Raw genomic sequence first — 19,242 nt, forward strand, 5'->3', positions numbered from 1 at the left:
GTTCAAATGAATAATTGTCAACCGACTAACGCGTATTTTGGTAATGTTGCATATCAATGGGATATTTTATGTCGTCATAATTCCGAAAAAATATCTACGATTCTGGGATTGGCGAATATAAAAGATAATAGCCGTATCCTGGATATTGCAACAGGTACTGGTATCTTAATACCGCATTTATTGAATTATGAACCAGCGGAGATCATTGCGATTGATTTATCGGAATTGATGATTAGACAGGCACGAAAAAATTTCAAACAGTCGAAAGTCAAATTTAAAGATGCGAATTTTTATCAGTATAATCAGACTGGCTTTGATTTTGCCATTGTCTACAATGCTTATCCTCATTTTGCTGATAAGGATGAGTTTGCGCGGCAACTTTCTGCTTGCCTGAATTCCGGGGGACGTTTTATGATTGCCCATAGCGAAAGCAAGGACAGCTTTAATGCCAGGCGTTCTGAGGAGCGAGTCAGGAAAATGACATCTTCATTAAATGATGCAGTGACTGAATCAAAACACTTTAATACACTCTTTGATATTGATATTCGAGCAGATGGTGATGAATTATATATTATTTCTGGAATAAAATTGTAAAATAATAAACAGATGAATGATAACAACAGCAATGAAAGTTGCTGTTGTTTTTTCTGAGTAGGATAGTTCAAAAGTTTTGAACTGATGATTCAAGAAGTCCTAATTGTTTGGCTTTTAGAACCGCATCCGCAGCGTTGTGGACATCTAGTTTTAAATACAGCATCTTTGTATGTGACTTGACGGTGTTGATCGTTCTTCCGGTTAGCTCCACAATTTCGATATTATTGTACCCTTTTGCCAATAAAGACAAAATAGTTTTTTGCTGTTTTGAAAGTTTAATGGATTTTTCATTGAAAAGAGCAGTAATGCCTCGGTGTTTTTTTGAAACTTGATAGGCACACAAATAGACTTGTTTGAGATAATGTGGATTAAGCGGTCCGATGGAATCAGAAGAGTCTATTTGTGTGCTTAGCTTTTTCAATATAGGGAGAACAGAAGCACCTTCATCACTGACAATGCGGATGGCTTGATAAGGCTGGAGGTCAATCAAAACTGTTTCAAGTAATTGGATGGCTTCTGTTCTGGACCCGATTGCCCATTCCAGAATCGCTTTTAATACACCAGTTTCAGCGATATCAAGGGGACGACGATAATCGGTGCTGATTTTTTTTAGATTTTCCAGCAGTGCCAAGGCCTCACTGGATTTTGACAGCACAATATAAGCGCGTGCGGTGGTAAAATACTGATAAAGCCTATAAAATCGAAGGGGTTCTTCAGTGGAGATATATGGTTCTTCAAGCCACATGTTAGCTGCTTTTCTGTCGGCATCCCATAGACGGTGTTTGACATCAATTGCGAGAAAATTAGGATACAGAAAAGGTGCATTTTCGTTTTGAATTCGCAGGCGGAAGTTTAGTCGAATATTTTCAGATTCTCGTTTGTTTTCCATCGCATTTAATATATGGGATAGGAGCATGGACAGACAGAATTGCATTTCGAAGCGAGTATCTTTTTTTACAATATTTTGAGCGAGTCCAATTGTTTGATATGCTTTTTCAATTTCATTCAGTTCATAGTAAAGTCCTGCTTTAACGCAATAACAGAAAAGGTCGATTTCCTGTGGAAAAAAAATACTGAATGCATCTTTTATGATCTGTAATTGATTATCCATATCAGAAAGGATTTCCAGACAATCGCAGATCGAGCGATGCATGATTGGAAAATTCTGTGTGATAGAGGGAGTGTACATTTTGAACGAGTGGTTCTCGGGAAAAAAACGCACCCATTCTGAAAAATCTTTGGAATAGGTGCAGATTCCTTGTCGAAAATCGGCAAATCGGATAATGCCAATCGAGCCGATCAGATCACTTTGAAAAATGGTTTCCAGATTCTCTTTTACAGTAATGTATGCGTTGATTCGGTCAATATAGTACAAAGTTGATTGAGCATTTCCGTTTAGAAAATTTGCCCAGGCATATTCGAGGAGCAGTGAAAAATCATTTTGAACAATTTCTTCAGAAAGTCTATTCTTCACTAAAGTGGTAAAAAGATTGAGCCATTCTTCCACGCTGAAATCCATAAAGCTGGTGTTTAATTGAAAGAATGATCGATTAATACCATCGATGTTTTCAGAACGTACATAAAAATCAAGGGCGGTAAAGAAATCACGACGTTTATAATAAAAATCAGCAATTTTCAGATTGATTTCTTGAACATTGACATCGGGACGTTCTTTCAGTTTATAGCGAAGAAAGTTTAAGAATAAAAGATGATATTGGTAGTTATCCGGTGATGATTTAATAATGAATGCATTTTGAATGATGAGTTTTTCGAAAATTACGATTGCTTTCTTTCGGTCGGTCAGGATGCTGCATAATTCTGCATCCAATTCGTCTGCTACAGCGGTAAGAAGCATGAACTCCCGAAGTTCGGCATTACATTTATTCCAGATGTTTTTTGTGAGATAATCATAAAGAATCTGTTCGCTGTCTTTAAGATCCTCAATAGGATCATTTTGCAAAAGGGTATGAATTCCGACAGCCCAGCCGCCGGTCATCTCAAGAATTAACTGCGCCTCGCTATTATTGATGTTGCGGCCTAAAGCACGGTAATAGCCATGGGTTTCCGCCAATGAAAAAGCGAGCGACTCCGAAGTGATGATAAAGCTGTTTCGATTTTCAATCAATTCATTTAAATTTTCAAAAAGATGGCCACGGCTTAGAATCACAACATTAAATGAATGAGGCAAACGTTTAAGTATGAAAGAAAATGATTCTAAAATCGTTTGATTGGTAATGGTATCGAAGTCATCAAAAATCAAAGTGTAAGATTGTTCATCCTGCTCAATTTTAGATAGAAAACGGATGGTATGTTCAATGGGTGCGGATTTGAAAGTATAACTGTTTAACACTTCCTTCATATATTTATTGTTGGGCTGAGTAGAGAAGATGCCAGTACAAAAAAGATTATAAAACAAAGAAGGTATATTGTCGTATTCATCCAGAACAATCCATATGCATTTTCGTTTGGATTCTCTGGCCCAAAGCAACGTTGAAACGGTTTTGCCATAGCCGGCAGGTGCGCAGACAGCCACCAGACAAGTTTTCATTGCCTTGTTATATAGATTAAAAAGTTCAGGTCTTGGGATGCAAATTTCAGGTAACGATGGGCACATGAATTTATCAGTTGTATAATTTATAGTCACAATAACAGAATCCTTTCAACAGTTATTTGTATTATATCAATCTCAATCAATAGAATCAAGCGTTTCTTAAAGGATCAGGTTTCACCCATCAGTGGATAAAAAAGCATTTTAAAGATGATTTCAGGGGAAAAACATATAAAAATATCACCCGAATGATAAAACAAATAAATGATTATTTAAAAAAACTCACACGCGTGTGATTTATCATTGCGAAATCCGGTGCTAAAATAAAGTATTACAATTATTCTAGAAAAAAAGCGATGATAGAATTTGAAATGATTGCAGACTTCACATGACTTTCAAGAGACTGATGAATAGGCGTAAGAATTAATTAAGAAGGAGTTTTTAAGATGATAGAAAAAGAAAAAATAATGGAATTGAGCGAAGCGGATTTGGAAGAAGTAACCGGCGGAGGCTATCTGCAGTTTGGTAAAATCCCCAGTCCAACCTATATATGGCATCGTTGCACCAATCCATCTTGCGGAGCTTGTGCGGAATGGCCGCCGAGTTATGGCGATATGAGATGCAGCGTTTGCAATAGTCCGACGGAGATTATTTACCATTGTCCCCAGTGTGGCAGCATCCTGGTCAATCATACTGATGGGGCGATTTCCTGCTACTCCTGTCAGACTGTAACCTATAATAATGGAACGGTCACGCATTATTAAAGGGATAAACAAATCGTTGTCATCAGAAAGGCAGCAAGCATTAAATTCCATTGAAATTTATCGAAAAGAGTCAAAGAAGACGCCAGGTGTGAAAATACCTGGCATCCTTTTTGGCGCGAAGGCAGCCGATCTGTAGCAAAAAATTAATGTTAGGATCCGGGCAGATCGGGTTTATAACGGATTGAAAAAGAGCTACTGATGATTTAATTTATTTTTATTAAGTGATAAAAGGATACTGAAGTTTTTTGATTAAAAAAGTTGGATGATGGGAGCCCATAAATGAACGAAAAAATTTTCAGAAAAAAAAGTCTTGAGCGCATTTCATCACCTGAGCAGTTGACGGATTATATTCGGGTATCAAACCCCAGTGTATGGATCGTTCTGTCGGCAATTGTCGTATTGCTGGCCGGAGCGTTGATCTGGTCGGTGTTCGGCGCATTGCCGGAAACTTTGACGGTGAAGGGATTTGTTCAGGATAATGTGGGTATTTGTTATGTCAATAAAGAAATGGCGGAAACGCTGAAAGAAGGAATGACGGTACAATTGGGTGATTCAGCCGGTACGGTTGCCGAGGTTTCGCAGGTGCCGATATCGGAAGCCGAGCTTAAGGCAAAATACAATGAAGATTATCTGGCCGAAAGTTTGGCGGCGGGAGACTGGAACTATCCCGTTAAAGTCAATGGATTGAATGTTGCAGATGGTTTGTATGAAATGGCGATTACGGTTAAACGTGACAAGCCGATTTCATTTCTCTTGAATTGAGGTGATTGGTATCGCTGCAAAAGTAAAGCAGGAGACGAAAAGCGTTAAAAAGGTGCCGGTCGTCATGCAGATGGAGGCAGTAGAGTGCGGCGCGGCTTGTCTTGCGATGATACTGGCTTATTATGGAAAATGGCTGCCGCTTGAACGGGTTCGGTCTGACTGTGGTGTTTCAAGAGATGGTTCCAATGCTCGGAATATGCTGAAAGCCGGAAGAAACTACGGGTTGACGGCCAAGGGCTATCGCTTTGAACTGGAAGGGCTTAAGGAAGATGGTCAATTTCCCTGCATCATTCACTGGAATTTTAACCACTTCGTTGTGTTGTGCGGATTTAGAGGCGGCTTCGCTTATATCAACGATCCGGGACGCGGCAATACCCGCGTCGCCATGGATGAATTTGACAAGGCGTTTACCGGAGTCTGTTTAATGTTTGAGCCGACCGCGGCGTTTGAAACGGGTGGAAAGCCAAGATCAATCTGGAATTTTACCCGAGAACGGCTCCGGGGTTCGGAGGAGGCCTTTGTCTTTGTGGTGGTGACCACGTTGATCAGCTCGATTATCGGGATTATTACGCCGGCATTTTCTCGGGTTTTTATGGACCGGATTCTGACTGGTGAAAATCCGAACTGGCTTTATCCCTTTATTCTGGCACTGTCGGGATTAACGGCAGTGACGCTGCTTGTGGAGGGAATCCGTGCGGCGTACAACCTTAAAATAGAGGGAAAACTTGCCATTGTCGCGAATGCCACCTTTATGTGGCATCTGTTATGTCTGCCAATGGAGTTCTACTCTCAGCGAATGGCAGGAGATGTGGTCGGACGAGCCAGCACCAATCAGGGAATTGCCTCATCGCTGATCAATCAGTTTGCGCCGATGGTTCTGAATTTTGCGATGTTGATCTTTTATTTGACGGTCATGATCCGCTACAGTCTGATTCTGACACTCGTGGGAATGACTTCCATCATTTTAAACATGGTGGTGGCACGGATGATTTCAAACAAGCGTGTCAACCTCACCCGGGTTCAGATGCGTGATGCCGGCAAGCTTTCCGCCGCCACGATTTCGGGAATTGAAATGATTGAAACGATTAAGGCAAGCGGTGCTGAAAATGGTTATTTTGAAAAATGGGCGGGTTATCATGCCAGTGTGAATACGCAGATGGTGCGATTTATTCGGCTGAATCAGTTTTTGGGCACGGTGCCGAGTCTGGTCTCTGCGCTAGCCAATATTCTGATTTTGATGCTCGGGGTTTTCTTTATTATGCAGGGCAGCTTTACCGTCGGAATGATGATGGCCTTTCAGGGCTTTATGAGTTCCTTTATGCTGCCGGCGAACAAATTTATTTCAACCGGTCAGTCGATGCAGGAAATGCGGAGCAATATGGAACGCATTGAAGATGTGCTGAAATATCCGGTGGATCGGCTCCTTTCTGAAAGTCCGAAGAAAACGGATGATGCAGGATCAGGCTATAACAAACTCTCAGGTGCTATTGAGATCAGAAATATGACCTTTGGCTACTCCAAACTTTCAGAACCTATTATCAAAGATTTCAGCCTAACCATCGATCAGGGCAGCAGTGTTGCTTTTGTGGGAGCAACCGGCTGCGGAAAATCGACCTTGACCAAACTGATTTCCGGCCTTTATGCCCCCTGGAGCGGAGAAATACATTTTGACGGAAAACCGCTGGATGCCATCCGTCGGGAGACGTTTACCGGTTCCGTTGCAGTTGTCGATCAGGAAATCATTCTCTTCGAGGATACCATTGCCAATAATATAAAAATGTGGGACAGTACTATCGAAGATTTCGAGATGATTATGGCGGCTAACGATGCCCAGCTGCATGAGGATATCATGCAGCGTGAAGGCGGTTATCAGTACCGCGTGATGGAAGGCGGACGAAATTTTTCAGGAGGACAGCGCCAGCGTCTGGAAATAGCCCGAGTACTCGCTCAGGATCCTACGATTATCATTATGGATGAAGCGACCAGCGCACTGGATGCGAAAACTGAATTCAAGGTCACCCGAGCCATCCGGGATCGGGGAATTACCCAGATCATTGTGGCTCACCGTCTTTCCACCATTCGCGACTGCGATGAGATACTTGTGCTGGATAAAGGATTGGTGGTAGAACGCGGAAGTCATGATACGCTGATGGCACAGAATGGCTACTATGCAAAACTGGTATCCAATGAATAGAGAGGAGCGACAACATGGGCTGGTTTGACGACCAAATCAAGGAACGACTGAAAAATGATAATGATCAGTTTGAAGAGGCTTTTGCCAATATGTCTTCAGTAGTAATGGGCAGGTCAATTCTGACTGAATTTGCTGCTGACGATCGACGAGTCAACGATGCAATTTCTGAAATTCTGGCCTACTACGCCATTAAGATGGAGGAAACCGAGGAATCCTTTCCCAACCTCAATGAAAAACTTGAATACCATATGCGACCCCATGGGTTCATGCGACGCAGCATCAAGCTCAGTGAAGGATGGTATCGGGATGGGATTGGGGCTTTACTCGGGGAAACAACGGAAGGTGAAATTGTAGCCCTGATTCCCGGTAAATTCAGTGGCTATTCCTATTTTGATTTCCAAATCGGTAAGCGCGTCAAAGTCACGAAAAAGAATGTAAAAAAGCTTGCTGATGAAGCCATCTGTTTTTATAAACCGTTCCCGATGAAGAAATTGAAAATTTCCGATTTGTTGCTTTATACATTCAGGACGCTGTCGGTCATGGATGTGGTGGCGGTATTGCTGTCCACCCTGATGATGACGCTGATGGGGATGCTGTTGCCTTATATCAACTTTCTGATTTTCAATCAGGTCATTCCCAGCGGTGAAGTGGGTCTGATTCTTCCGATTGCTCTGTTTTATACAGGCGTGGTCGTCAGCCAGCTCCTGATCGGAATAACCAATTCGCTGATTCAATCGCGAATTAATACCAAAATCAATGTTTCGGTTCAGTCAGCGGCGATGATGCGGGTGCTGATGATGCCGGCGGTTTTTTTCAAGGATTATTCGGCTGGTGAGTTGGGAAGCCGTGTTGAATACATTAATAACCTCTGCAATAAACTTCAGCAAACCATCTTGTCTGTGGGTCTGACGTCGCTGTTTTCACTGGTCTATATCACCCAGATTTTCGCTTATGCGCCGGGGCTGGTTATACCGGCACTGTCGGTTATTGTGTGCTCAAGCATTATTACGCTTGGGACGACGCTGGTGAGCATGAAACGAACCCGAATGAGTATGGGACTTTCCGCAAAGCAGAGTGGTATGCAGTATGCGCTCATTTCTGGAATCCAAAAAATCCGACTGACGGGTTCGGAAAAGCGGGCGTTTGGAAAATGGGCGAATGCCTATTCTGAAATCGCGCGGATCATTTATGATCCTCCGGCATTATTAAAGTACAGCAGCGTTCTGTCGACTGCCATCAACATGATAGGAATGATTGCAATATACTTTTATGCGGTTCAGACAAGTGTTGGAGTGGCGGGGTATATGGCGTTCAATGCATCTTACGGCATGGTGAGTGGTTCTTTTGCTTCACTTTTTGGTATTGTCACCACGATTGCAGGCATTAAACCCACCCTCGAGATGGCTTTGCCGCTTCTTGAAACAGAGCCGGAAGCGGCGGTCGGGAAAAAAATGGTGACGAAGGTAAAAGGAAATATTGAACTGTCAAACGTTTCATTTCGTTATCAGGAAGATATGCCCCTGATCATTGATAATCTTTCCCTGAAAATCAGGCCGGGACAGTATATAGCGATTGTCGGGCAGACGGGTTGTGGTAAATCAACGCTGCTGCGCCTGCTGCTGGGATTTGAGACACCGATAAAAGGGGCCGTTTATTACGATAATAAAGATTTAACGACGGTTGATCTGAAATCGTTGCGTCGCAATATCGGCGTTGTTCTGCAAAACGGCAAGCTGATGCAGGGCGATATATTTGGAAACATTGTGGTAACAGCGCCATGGCTGACGATGGAAGATGCCTGGGAGGCGGCCGAGCTTGCCGGCATTGCGGATGATATCCGGGATATGCCGATGGGCATGCACACCATCATTTCTGAAGGATCGGGAAGCATTTCAGGCGGGCAGAAACAGCGGCTCATGATTGCCCGGGCGGTGGCTTCGAAGCCGAAAATCATCATGTTCGACGAGGCTACCAGTGCACTGGATAATATCACCCAGAAACATGTATCGCAATCTCTTGAAAAGCTCAAAAGTACACGGATTGTCATTGCCCATCGTCTTTCGACAATTCGGCAATGTGACCGGATCATTGTGCTGGACAGGGGAAAAATCATCGAAGACGGCAATTATGAAGAATTGATTGCGAAAGACGGCTATCTGGCCGAGCTGGTTTCCCGACAACGTCTGGACGATACGGCATTTGTGGAGGTTACAACCGTTTATTAAAGAGTCGTTTTTTTAAAAAAAAAAATATTAAAGGAGAAAAAAATGAGCAAAGAATTAAAAACAAAAGGACTAGAACTTACAGATGAGGAGCTGGAAGGTGCAGCTGGAGGCATGACCCTTTTTTCAGAAGATGATGTTAATGATAATGTGGCAACCTGTAATCATGAGTGCCCATATGAGTCGGCATTAAAGCGGCCATGTGACACCTGTGAATTTGGCAAAGGAATCAACACAGCGGCAAATTTTTCTTAATCTAATCAATAAGGTTTAGGGTGACTCTTCATAAAATCGAAGAAATGCCAGGTTAGCAGCGGTTAAGTGGATATTTGTGTTATCTACTTCAGAATAAAGCCTGAATCAGAGTTGATTCAGGCTATTAAGATGTGATAATCATCATAGAGCAGAAAAAACGAAAAACAAACAGAAATTGGAAAATAGGAAAGTGTTGGAGGACATTGATGAGAAAAGGTGCTTTAAGCATTTACGCACTACTGATGTGTATGACTGTTGTGTTTCTAATCTGCGGTTGTTCCGCAGCAGATGAAGCGAAAATCAGTAGTGCCAGTGATTTGAATCAGGCTGGCTATATTATTGGTGTTCCCGAAGGAACACCCCCGGAAGAAGTGGCCAAAGAGTATATGCCCAATGCGGAAATCTCTTATTTCACCCAATTTATTGACGGCGTGGCAGCCCTCAAAAGCGGCAAGGCCACGGCGGTAATTTATGATAGCTCCGGGGTGGACCGCATTCTTCTCAGTAATCCGGATCTGATCAAGCTGCCCGAGGAACTGGGTAATATTGAAATTGCCACCGTGGTGGGGTTGAATAATACAGGGTTGAATGATCAGATCAATGCTTTTATAAAACAGATTCATGAGGATGGTACCGCCGATGAAATGGTGACCCGTTGGATCGATAACATCGGTGGGAAAATGCCGGATATTCCCAAACCCCAGAATCCGGAAAAGAAGTTGACAATCATTACCAATGGCATGACGGAACCCATGAATTATTACGAAAATGGGCAGCTTACCGGCTATGACATTGAGTTTATGAAACGGTTTGCCAATTATGCCAATATTGATTTTGAAATTGTCACGATGGATTATGCGGCTATGATCCCAGCACTGCAAAGTGGCAAAGGTGATATCATTATATCCGATTTCTTTAAAACCGATGAACGGGGACAGGAAGTTCTTTATAGTGATGCCTACGTGGTGCTTCATAACAGCGTATTGGTGCGAAAGACTATGTACAATGGCGTGGTTGAAAACGCGGACGGAACCGTTACGACCAACGAAAACCAAACGGGGATTGGTTCGTTTTTCGGGTCCCTTCAAAACAGCTTTAATAAAACATTTATCGTCGAAGATCGGTACAAGCTGGTTTTGGATGGCCTTTGGACGACGATTGTTATTTCACTATTGTCACTTGTATTCGGCAGTATATTGGGGGCATTGATTTGTGCCATGCGAAAGTCCCGATCACGGCTTTTATCCGGGATCGCCATTGTTTATATCCGCCTGATTCAGGGGGTTCCCATTGTTTTAACATTAATGATCTTGTATTATATTCTATTTGCTTCGGTAGACATTGATCCGGTGCTGATTGCGGTGGTTGGTTTTTCCATTAACTTTGCTGCTTATTCGGCGGAGATATTCAGAACAGCCATCGACGCAACTGACAAGGGACAGCTTGAGGCAGCTTATGCCCTGGGTTTTACAAAGGTATCTAGCTTTTTTAAGGTGACATTACCTCAGGCGCTAAGGCATATTCTGCCCATTTTCAAGGGAGAATTTATCAGCATGGTAAAAATGACCTCGGTGGTGGGTTATATTGCCATCCAGGATTTGACCAAAATGACGGATATCATCAGAAGTCGTACTTTTGATGCCTTTTTCCCGCTGTTTGTGACAGCTTTTATCTATTTTGTGATCACCTATCTGTTTATTATTGTACTGGGAAAAATTGAAGTTCAGGTTGATCCCAAACGTCGAAAACGGATAGTCAAAGGGATTGTTGATCCTGAAGCGCGCGCAATGGAGGTGGTAAAATGATAACGATCAAGGGTTTGTCAAAGAGCTTCGGCGAGTTAAGTGTGCTGGAAAATATCAACACGGAGATAAAAGAGGGCGAAGTCATCTCCATCATTGGTCCATCGGGCTGTGGAAAATCAACGTTTTTACGGTGTATCAACCTACTTGAAACACCGACAACGGGCGAAATATCCGTTGACGGACAGAATATTCTGGCTAAAAATGCTGATGTGTCTGGTTTGCGTCAGAAAATGGGCATGGTGTTTCAATCATTTAACTTATTTTCTCATCTGATGATTATTGAAAATCTCATGCTGGGTCCGGTTAATCTTTTAAAAATTCCGAAACAACAGGCTTATGAGGAAGGAATGCGTTTTTTGGAAATGGTCGGACTAAAATCAAAAGTCTATGCTTTCCCTGATGAACTATCTGGTGGGCAGAAGCAGCGTGCCGCCATTGCCAGAACGCTGGCCATGAAACCTGAAATCGTCTTGTTTGACGAACCAACCTCGGCTCTGGATCCGACCATGGTCAGTGAGGTTCTGGGAGTTATCCGCAAGCTGGCTTCTAATGGTTTAACCATGATGATTGTCACCCATGAGATGAAATTTGCCAGGGATGTATCAAGCCGCGTTTTTTATATGGATGAAAAGGGCATTTATGAAGAGGGATCACCGGAGCAGATTTTCGACCATCCTCAAAAAATAAAGACCCGCGCATTTATAAAGAAAATTTTCGCGTTTGAATATGAAGCAGCGGGAAGAGGGTTTGACCTGTATGAACTTAATGCTAAAATTGAGGAATTCCTTAAAAAGCAGATGTTCACCGAACGCCAGATTATGAATGTGCAGCTGGTCTGTGAGGAAATTCTTTTAGGCATTCTGCTTCAGGCATTTCCCAGAGCGGTTGTTTCCCTGTTGGTTGAGTATTCGGATTTAAACGGCGAGGTTACCATTCAGGCAAGTTTTGATGGAGAAGTTTATGATTTGCTAAAGGCGGAGGAAAACACAATATCGCTTGCCATTATTAATACCTATGCAAAAAAAATGTCGACTGAAAATAGGGAAGGCCGAAATACGGTAACAATCATAATTTAATAAAAAAGGTTCTCCAAGTCCATTCCCAGTTTTTAATACTGGACCAAATTAAGTATTGATGAACTGGTAAAAAAAATAATAAACAGATGAATGAAAAAAAACAGCAATGAAAGTTGTTGTTTTTTTTGCCGCTGGACATGATTGCTCTTTTGTACATCAAACAGTTGCTTTTGCATAATTTGGGTGTATAATAACAATAAACGCGAATGCAAATCATTATCATTTGGAGGAAATTTCTGTGCTCACAAAAAAGATTAAGATTCTAATTATGCTGTTCATTTCTATTGCTGTTTTAAGCGGGTGTGCGTCAAATAGCACTCAAACAAATTCGGAAACTTCTTCGACTAAAGATGGGTTTACGATTGTCACCTCTTTTTATCCGATGTATGTTGAAACAATCAATGTGGCAAAGGACATTCCTAATGTGCAGGTAATCAATATGACCGAACCTCAAACCGGCTGCCTGCATGATTATCAACTAAAACCGCAAGATTTAATAACCCTTAATAGTGCCGATGCTTTTGTTGTTAACGGGGCCGGGATGGAGACGTTTTTGGATGACGTGATAAAACAGGATAAAGATCTGAAAATTGTGAATGCCAGCGACGGAATCGATTTGATTAAAGATGCATCAGGCGAAGACAATGCTCATGTTTGGGTGAGTATATCCAATTGCATTACGCAGGTGAAAAATATTGCCGAGCAACTTTCAGTGATCGATCCGAAAAATGCCGAGGCCTATCAAAGCAATGCAGATGCATATATTGCAAAATTGGAAGCGTTAAAAGAAAAAATGCATGCTTCTTTGGACATGGTAAGTAATCGGAATATTATCACCTTTCACGAAGCTTTCCCATATTTTGCAGAAGAATTTAATCTCAATATTGTCGATGTCATTGAAAGAGATCCCGGGACAACGCCATCGCCAAAAGAACTTGAGGATACGATCAATATTGTCAAAGAATCAAAGGTGAAAGCCCTTTTTGCAGAACCTCAATATCCGGCCGAAGCCGCCCAGACCATTGCAAATGAAACTGGAGCTAAAGTTTATTCCCTTGATCCCGGAGTGACCGGGACGGCCGATGAAACGGCGTATGATGCATATCTGAATGTTATGGAAAGCAATTTAAAATCACTGGAAGAGGCACTGAAATAATGGAAAAGCAAGACGAAACGAATTTAAATAAAGACCAATACTCCGGTGAACATTGTGAAAATGAAGAAAAATGTTCAGGCTTATGCTGCACCAAGGTTGAACATTTCAGTGTGAATTTTGGCAATACGAAAGTTTTGGAAGATGTCAATCTGCATATTCATTGTGGTGAATTAACCGCAATCATCGGACCAAACGGCGGGGGAAAGAGTACGCTTTTAAAAGCAATGCTTGGAGACGTCAAGCATTCGGGACAACTTAGCTATTTGAGCGAGCATGAAAAGAACCGTGCTCATCCTGTCATTGGATACGTGCCTCAGCATCTGAGTTTTGATATTGGCACACCGACCAGTGTCCTTGATCTTTTTATGGTTTGTAATTCAAAAATTCCGGCATGGTTAACGAGCACAAAAAAAATAATTAGTAAGGTTAAAGAGAGTCTTTCGATCGTCAAATCAGAACATCTTATCAATCGCAGAATGGGGGCTTTGTCAGGAGGAGAACTGCAACGCGTTTTGCTCGCTTTGGCACTTGATCCGATTCCGGATTTACTGCTTTTGGACGAACCGGTATCCGGCATTGACCAGAAGGGATTAGAAGTTTTCTATGATACTGTATCGGAATTAAGAAGGAAGTATGATTTGTCAATTGTTTTAATATCCCATGATTTAGATATTGTTGAAAAATATGCGGATCGTGTTATTTTATTAAACGGTAAAGTTCTATGCAATGGCTCGCCGAAAGAAGTTTTTAACAATGAAATAACGACAAAAATATTTGGTATGTCATGGTTTAAAAGAAGACCAACTGATCATGAAAACGACGAAGGGAGAGACAAATAATGATGAATTTATGGTACAGTTTAGTCAATATTGTCTTACCCTTTCAATGGGTTGAATTTACATTTATGAAAAATGCGCTTTTGGCGATACTGCTGATAACTCCTCTTTTCGGTTTATTGGGAACAATGATCGTCAATAATAAAATGGCGTTTTTCTCAGACGCATTAGGCCATGGGGCCTTTACCGGAATTGCCATTGGCGCATTAATCGGTTTAGTAAAACCGGTTTTGGCCGCCATTGTTTTTTCGGTTGTGTTTGCCCTGATCATTACGGTTATTAAAAATAAAAGCCGCGCGTCTACCGATACTATTATCGGTGTGTTTTCATCGATCGCAATCGCCTTTGGCCTGGTGCTGTTGTCTCTGGGGGGAAGCTTTAATAAATATTCGTCCTATTTAATCGGAGATTTGCTCAGCATCACGCCATCTGAAATTCTGCTTTTACTCGTTGTTTTTATTATTATTGTTATTCTTTGGGTGCTGATTTTCAACAAACTTTTGCTGGTCAGTATTAATCAATCCCTGGCACGAAGCCGGGGTGTGAAAACACTTTTGGTCGAAATGATATTTACTTCGATTGTGGCGGTTATCGTGACGATTTCAATACAATGGGTAGGTCTTCTGATTATCAACTCACTGCTGGTTTTGCCCGCGGCAGGGGCCAGAAATATAACAACAAATGTTCGGCAATATACCCTTGTTGCGATCATAATTGCGGTGTTTTCAGGTATCTGCGGATTAATTGCTTCATATTATTTGAACACCGCTACCGGAGCAACAATTGTATTGGTATCCGGAATTGTTTTCTTCCTAACACTGGCATTTAAAAATAAATTCGCCTAAAGGCAGCGGCGTCAATAATAAAACTAATAATTAGCTATGAAAAGAGGATTAATATGAGTGAAATATCTTCCCATAAAGAAGCATTAAAACATAGCGGCTTGAAGAATACCAAACAACGCAATGCAATATTAAATATATTGGAAAAAAGCACACAGCCATTAACCGCTGATCAAATTTATGTGGCTCTTATCAATGAAAAGACAGCCATAAATTTGTCCACTATCTATCGGGTTTTAAACACTCTGGCAGAGAAAAATTTGATTGTGAAAACAAGTTCGGTTAGCGATAATAAAGCCTTGTTTGAGCTAAATAGTTTTGAACATAAGCATCATCTTGTCTGTGTGGAGTGTAAAAAAATAATTATGGTCGATGAATGCCCATTTGAAGAATATGAAAAAAAATTAAAAGAAAAAATGGGATTTACAATTCTGGGTCATAAGCTTGAAATTTATGGAATTTGTAATAATTGTAAGAAAAAAGATGAAGAAAATAAGCATACCCAATAATTTTAACTACTGACATATGTAGAAGCTTAAAATTAAGGCGCTCAAAAGAATGCCGCTCTTAATGTAAGAAACGGAGTAATAACACATGGATAATAATTTTAGAAGAATCATGTCATTTTGCTTAGTGTTTATTTTCCTTTCGGTTCTTTTCTTATCACAAATTTTCATAATTACGCATATCAATCATGACTGTCAAGGCGAAAACTGCCCGATTTGTGCAGAAATTCATATCGCAGAGGCCGTGTTACAACAGTTCGGTTTTGCGGTACAAACAGTCGTGATTTCAATTGCTTTTGTATGTTTTATGGCAGAAAGCATCTTGTTCCCCAATCAGATCAATCTTATTAACACTCAGGTTAAACTAAAAATTCGCATGAACGAATGATTAATTAAGTCGCCAAAGAAGATACGTTTTAAATCGAGATATAAAGGTATCTTATCTTTTTGCGCCTTTTTTTGGTAAAAGTTGTGCCGGATCGGACATGGTTTTACAAGTTGGAGGACTTAATTATGAAAAAATTATATAAAACATTGCTGTTATTGCTGGCTGTTGTTCTTACAATAACTGCTTTTTCAGCATGCAGTGAAAAAGAAGCACAGACGAAAACGGATAATGGAAAAATAAACGTTGTTGCAACAATTTTTCCGGAATATGATTTCCTGCGTCAGATTGCAGGAGATCACATAAATTTAACGATGTTATTAAAGCCGGGAGCAGAAAGCCACAGTTATGAACCGACGCCGCAGGATATTTTGAACGTGCAGAATGCGGATATGTTTGTATATGTAGGCGGTGATTCCGATGCCTGGGTTTCCAGCATACTGGATTCAATGGATAAAAGTAAGATGAAGATAGTTACATTGATGGACTGTGTGAATCTTGTCAAAGAAGAAACAGTTGAAGGAATGGAGCCGGAAGCGACGGAAGCGACAGCTACCGATGAAACTGAAATGGATGAACACGTTTGGACCTCGCCAAAAAATTCAATTTTAATTGTCCAGAAACTTTGTGATGAGCTTTGCACAGTAGATCCGGATAATGCCGGGAGTTATAAAATAAACACGGAAAATTATATAAATAAATTGAAACATCTGGACAATGAATTTCAAGATGTTGTTGATCATGCAGCCAGAAAAGAGATCGTCGTAGGTGATCGGTTCCCGTTCCGATATTTTGTAGATGATTATGGCTTAACTTATTACGCGGCATTCCCCGGATGTTCGACTGATACTGAAGCCAGTGCCGCAACGGTTGCATTTTTGATTGATAAAGTAAAAACCGATCAGATACCGGTGGTATTTCATATCGAGCTTTCCAATGAGCAAATGTGTGATTCTATATGTACTGCTACTGGAGCAAAAAAAGAACTTTTGAATGCGGTTCATAATGTTAGTAAGGATGACTTTGATGCAGGCGTGACTTACCTTGATCTGATGGAACATAATGTTGAGGTATTAAAGGAGGCGTTAAATTGATATGAGCCTGATTAACTGTGAGAATGTTACCTTTACATATGAAGGAAGCATTGTCTTAGCGGATTTAAATTTTTGCGTTGAAAGAGGCGAGTATTTATGCATAGTCGGGGAAAATGGAGCCGGTAAAAGTACTTTGATTAAGGGGATATTACGTTTGAAAAATCCTTCAAAAGGAAGCATCTTTACTGGCGATGGATTAAAAACAAAACAAATTGGCTATTTGCCCCAGCAGACCATAGCACAAAGAGACTTCCCGGCAAGTGTTTATGAAGTGGTGCTTTCCGGGAAGCTAAATAGTCTGGGTATATTGCCTTTTTATAAGAGAACAGATAAAGAAGATGTTATCAGGCAATTAAAACTTCTGGGAATCGAGGACTTGAAAAGCAGATCCTACCGAGAATTATCAGGTGGGCAGCAGCAGCGAGTATTATTGGCAAGAGCACTTTGTGCCAGCAAAGAACTTTTGGTGTTGGATGAACCCGTTACGGGCCTTGATCCAATCATGACAGGAGAATTGTACGATCTAATTAAGAAGATCAATAAAGAGGAAAAAAGAACGATTGTTATGGTGTCGCATGATATTAAGGGTGCTGTTATGTATGCTAGTCATATCTTGCATTTAGGCAAGACACAGTTGTTCTTTGGGAAAAAGGAAGACTATGTTCAGAGTGAAATAGGAATGCGTTTTATCGGAGTTGAAGAAGATGATTAATACTTTTCAACAGATGTTATCTTATCCTTTTCTGGTAAATGCATTGGTGGTGGGAATTCTGGTCTCATTATGTGCATCATTGCTGGGGGTTAGTCTGGTGCTGAAAAGATATTCGATGATCGGCGATGGTTTGTCACATGTTGGATTTGCAGCTTTGGCGGTTGCCTATGCAATGAATGTGGCACCGCTTACAGTTGCTATTCCGGTTTGTGTAATTGCAGCGTTTCTATTGTTGCGGATGAATGAAAATAGTAAGTTGAAAGGTGATGCAGCTACGGCACTGCTTTGCAGTGGCGCTTTGGCCGTCGGCGTTATGACTATCTCGCTGACAACGGGGATGAATACCGATGTCTGTAACTATATGTTTGGAAGCATACTGTCAATGAGTAAATTTGATGTGCAAATTTCGATTGGCTTATCGATCGTCGTTCTGATTCTGTATGTGCTTTTTTACAATAAAATATTTGCTGTGACATTCGATGAAACCTTTGCGAAAGCAACGGGGACACACAGTGATTTTTATAATATGCTAATTGCCTTGTTAACGGCAGTTACAGTGGTATTGGGAATGCGGATGATGGGCGCGTTATTAATTTCCAGTCTGATAATATTCCCGGCACTTTCCGCGATGAGGATATGTAAGCATTTTCGTTCTGTTATTATCTGTGCGGCGATACTTTCGGTAGTCTGCTTTGTGGTAGGCATTTATTTTTCTTATATGCATTCTACTCCCACCGGGGCAAGTATCGTCATTGCTGATATAATCATGTTTCTATTGTTTGCAATGGTTGAAAAAATAAAGGAGCGATAACAGGATGACTATAAAAAAAGGATCGATGGTGTTTGTATGGATCTGCATATTGGTATTAGCATTAGGAATTTCAGGATGCAGTAAACAACAGAGCGCCACTTCAAACAATAAAACAAGTTCTCAGAAAGAAGCGACAGAAAGTAGTGAAACGAAAGATTACGGAACGCCAGATGCGTTAGGAAGGGTTGGATATCATTGTGATATTGAAGCGGATAAGAAGAACTTTAATGGAAAGGTGGATATAGTCGTCGGTGATAATCTTTATACGACACAGATTAACGACTGGTATACGAACTTTGACCAATATGAAGGCAAAACAGTGGAAATTGAAGGCTATTATATCAATAAATATGCACCATGCACATTTGTGGGAAGGTACGGCCCATCATGTCCTTATTGCAATGGCGGATATGTCAGCTTTGAATTTTATACCCAGGAGGATTTGTCAGACCTAAAACCTGTTCAGGACTGGATTAAGGTAATCGGAATTCTCAGACAGGGAGAAGACAAGACGGGCGTATTTAAGTATATTGAGGTTCTTTCACTGGAGAAAATGGATGAAGTGGGAATGAGTACCGTAACAAATTAGGTGAGGCGGCAATAAAAAGCCAGTCTTGTATAAATTATAGTTTTCATAAAAATAGAGATTGCTGAATTATCAATTGACAGATAGGCTTTAA

The 19,242-nt window shown here is 41.1% G+C and carries 17 protein-coding genes and 1 pseudogene; 17 read left to right on the plus strand and 1 reads right to left on the minus strand.

Annotated elements, in window-relative coordinates:
- The first annotated feature begins 6 nt into the window (after nt 1-6).
- Nucleotides 7-594, plus strand: coding sequence for a class I SAM-dependent methyltransferase (locus FZC41_RS11400; protein WP_148567535.1), 588 nt, complete (start codon nt 7-9; stop codon nt 592-594).
- A gap of 67 nt (nt 595-661) precedes the next feature.
- Here FZC41_RS11400 and FZC41_RS11405 read toward each other — a convergent pair whose 3' ends face one another.
- The gene (locus FZC41_RS11405; protein ID WP_148567536.1) at nt 662-3,238 is read right to left on the minus strand and encodes a winged helix-turn-helix domain-containing protein; all 2,577 of its coding nucleotides are present in this window, start codon (nt 3,236-3,238) and stop codon (nt 662-664) included.
- Nucleotides 3,239-3,588: 350 nt separating this feature from the next.
- Here FZC41_RS11405 and FZC41_RS11410 point away from each other — a divergent pair, with 350 nt between their 5' ends.
- The 16 genes and pseudogenes from FZC41_RS11410 (at nt 3,589) to FZC41_RS11485 (ending at nt 19,151) form a co-directional block, all read left to right on the plus strand.
- Nucleotides 3,589-3,906, plus strand: coding sequence for a hypothetical protein (locus FZC41_RS11410; protein WP_148567537.1), 318 nt, complete (start codon nt 3,589-3,591; stop codon nt 3,904-3,906).
- A gap of 279 nt (nt 3,907-4,185) precedes the next feature.
- Nucleotides 4,186-4,668 carry a hypothetical protein gene (locus FZC41_RS11415; RefSeq protein WP_148567538.1) on the plus strand — a complete coding sequence of 161 codons (483 nt, stop codon included), beginning with the start codon at nt 4,186-4,188 and terminating at the stop codon, nt 4,666-4,668.
- 52 nt (nt 4,669-4,720) lie between these two features.
- Complete coding sequence (locus FZC41_RS11420; RefSeq protein ID WP_311135824.1) at nt 4,721-6,862, plus strand: NHLP family bacteriocin export ABC transporter peptidase/permease/ATPase subunit; 2,142 nt, start codon at nt 4,721-4,723, stop codon at nt 6,860-6,862.
- A 14-nt stretch (nt 6,863-6,876) separates the two neighbouring features.
- The gene (locus FZC41_RS11425) at nt 6,877-9,087 is read left to right on the plus strand and encodes an NHLP bacteriocin export ABC transporter permease/ATPase subunit (protein WP_148567540.1); all 2,211 of its coding nucleotides are present in this window, start codon (nt 6,877-6,879) and stop codon (nt 9,085-9,087) included.
- A 42-nt stretch (nt 9,088-9,129) separates the two neighbouring features.
- On the plus strand, nt 9,130-9,339 hold the full coding sequence (locus FZC41_RS11430; RefSeq protein WP_148567541.1) for a hypothetical protein: 210 nt from the start codon (nt 9,130-9,132) through the stop codon (nt 9,337-9,339).
- Nucleotides 9,340-9,545: 206 nt separating this feature from the next.
- Nucleotides 9,546-11,144, plus strand: coding sequence for an ABC transporter substrate-binding protein/permease (locus tag FZC41_RS11435; RefSeq protein ID WP_148567542.1), 1,599 nt, complete (start codon nt 9,546-9,548; stop codon nt 11,142-11,144).
- A pseudogene (locus FZC41_RS11440) lies at nt 11,141-11,857 on the plus strand (amino acid ABC transporter ATP-binding protein); the annotation flags it as partial. The gene FZC41_RS11435 and the pseudogene FZC41_RS11440, both read left to right, overlap by 4 nt.
- Nucleotides 11,858-12,458: 601 nt before the next feature.
- Entirely contained in the window at nt 12,459-13,376 is a 918-nt protein-coding gene (locus FZC41_RS11445; protein WP_243136709.1) for a metal ABC transporter substrate-binding protein, read from the plus strand.
- Nucleotides 13,376-14,215, plus strand: coding sequence for a metal ABC transporter ATP-binding protein (locus FZC41_RS11450; RefSeq protein ID WP_148567544.1), 840 nt, complete (start codon nt 13,376-13,378; stop codon nt 14,213-14,215). The genes FZC41_RS11445 and FZC41_RS11450 overlap by 1 nt, the downstream gene beginning before the upstream one ends.
- Complete coding sequence (locus FZC41_RS11455; RefSeq protein WP_148567545.1) at nt 14,215-15,057, plus strand: metal ABC transporter permease; 843 nt, start codon at nt 14,215-14,217, stop codon at nt 15,055-15,057. The genes FZC41_RS11450 and FZC41_RS11455 overlap by 1 nt, the downstream gene beginning before the upstream one ends.
- Before the next feature lie 53 nt (nt 15,058-15,110).
- Nucleotides 15,111-15,563: a Fur family transcriptional regulator gene (locus tag FZC41_RS11460; protein WP_148567546.1), complete on the plus strand. Its 453-nt coding sequence runs from the start codon at nt 15,111-15,113 to the stop codon at nt 15,561-15,563.
- A gap of 85 nt (nt 15,564-15,648) precedes the next feature.
- A complete protein-coding gene (locus FZC41_RS11465) occupies nt 15,649-15,948 on the plus strand; it encodes a hypothetical protein (RefSeq protein WP_148567547.1) in 300 nt (99 codons plus the stop codon).
- 125 nt (nt 15,949-16,073) lie between these two features.
- Nucleotides 16,074-17,039 carry a metal ABC transporter substrate-binding protein gene (locus FZC41_RS11470; RefSeq protein WP_148567548.1) on the plus strand — a complete coding sequence of 322 codons (966 nt, stop codon included), beginning with the start codon at nt 16,074-16,076 and terminating at the stop codon, nt 17,037-17,039.
- A 1-nt stretch (nt 17,040) separates the two neighbouring features.
- Nucleotides 17,041-17,751, plus strand: a complete 711-nt coding sequence (locus tag FZC41_RS11475) for a metal ABC transporter ATP-binding protein (RefSeq protein WP_148567549.1) — start codon at nt 17,041-17,043, stop codon at nt 17,749-17,751.
- On the plus strand, nt 17,744-18,562 hold the full coding sequence (locus tag FZC41_RS11480; RefSeq protein WP_148567550.1) for a metal ABC transporter permease: 819 nt from the start codon (nt 17,744-17,746) through the stop codon (nt 18,560-18,562). The genes FZC41_RS11475 and FZC41_RS11480 overlap by 8 nt, the downstream gene beginning before the upstream one ends.
- A 4-nt stretch (nt 18,563-18,566) precedes the next feature.
- The gene (locus FZC41_RS11485; protein WP_148567551.1) at nt 18,567-19,151 is read left to right on the plus strand and encodes a TIGR03943 family putative permease subunit; all 585 of its coding nucleotides are present in this window, start codon (nt 18,567-18,569) and stop codon (nt 19,149-19,151) included.
- Nucleotides 19,152-19,242: the final 91 nt, after the last annotated feature.

It is taken from the genome of Acetobacterium paludosum (assembly GCF_008086595.1).
GTDB lineage: Bacteria > Bacillota > Clostridia > Eubacteriales > Eubacteriaceae > Acetobacterium > Acetobacterium paludosum.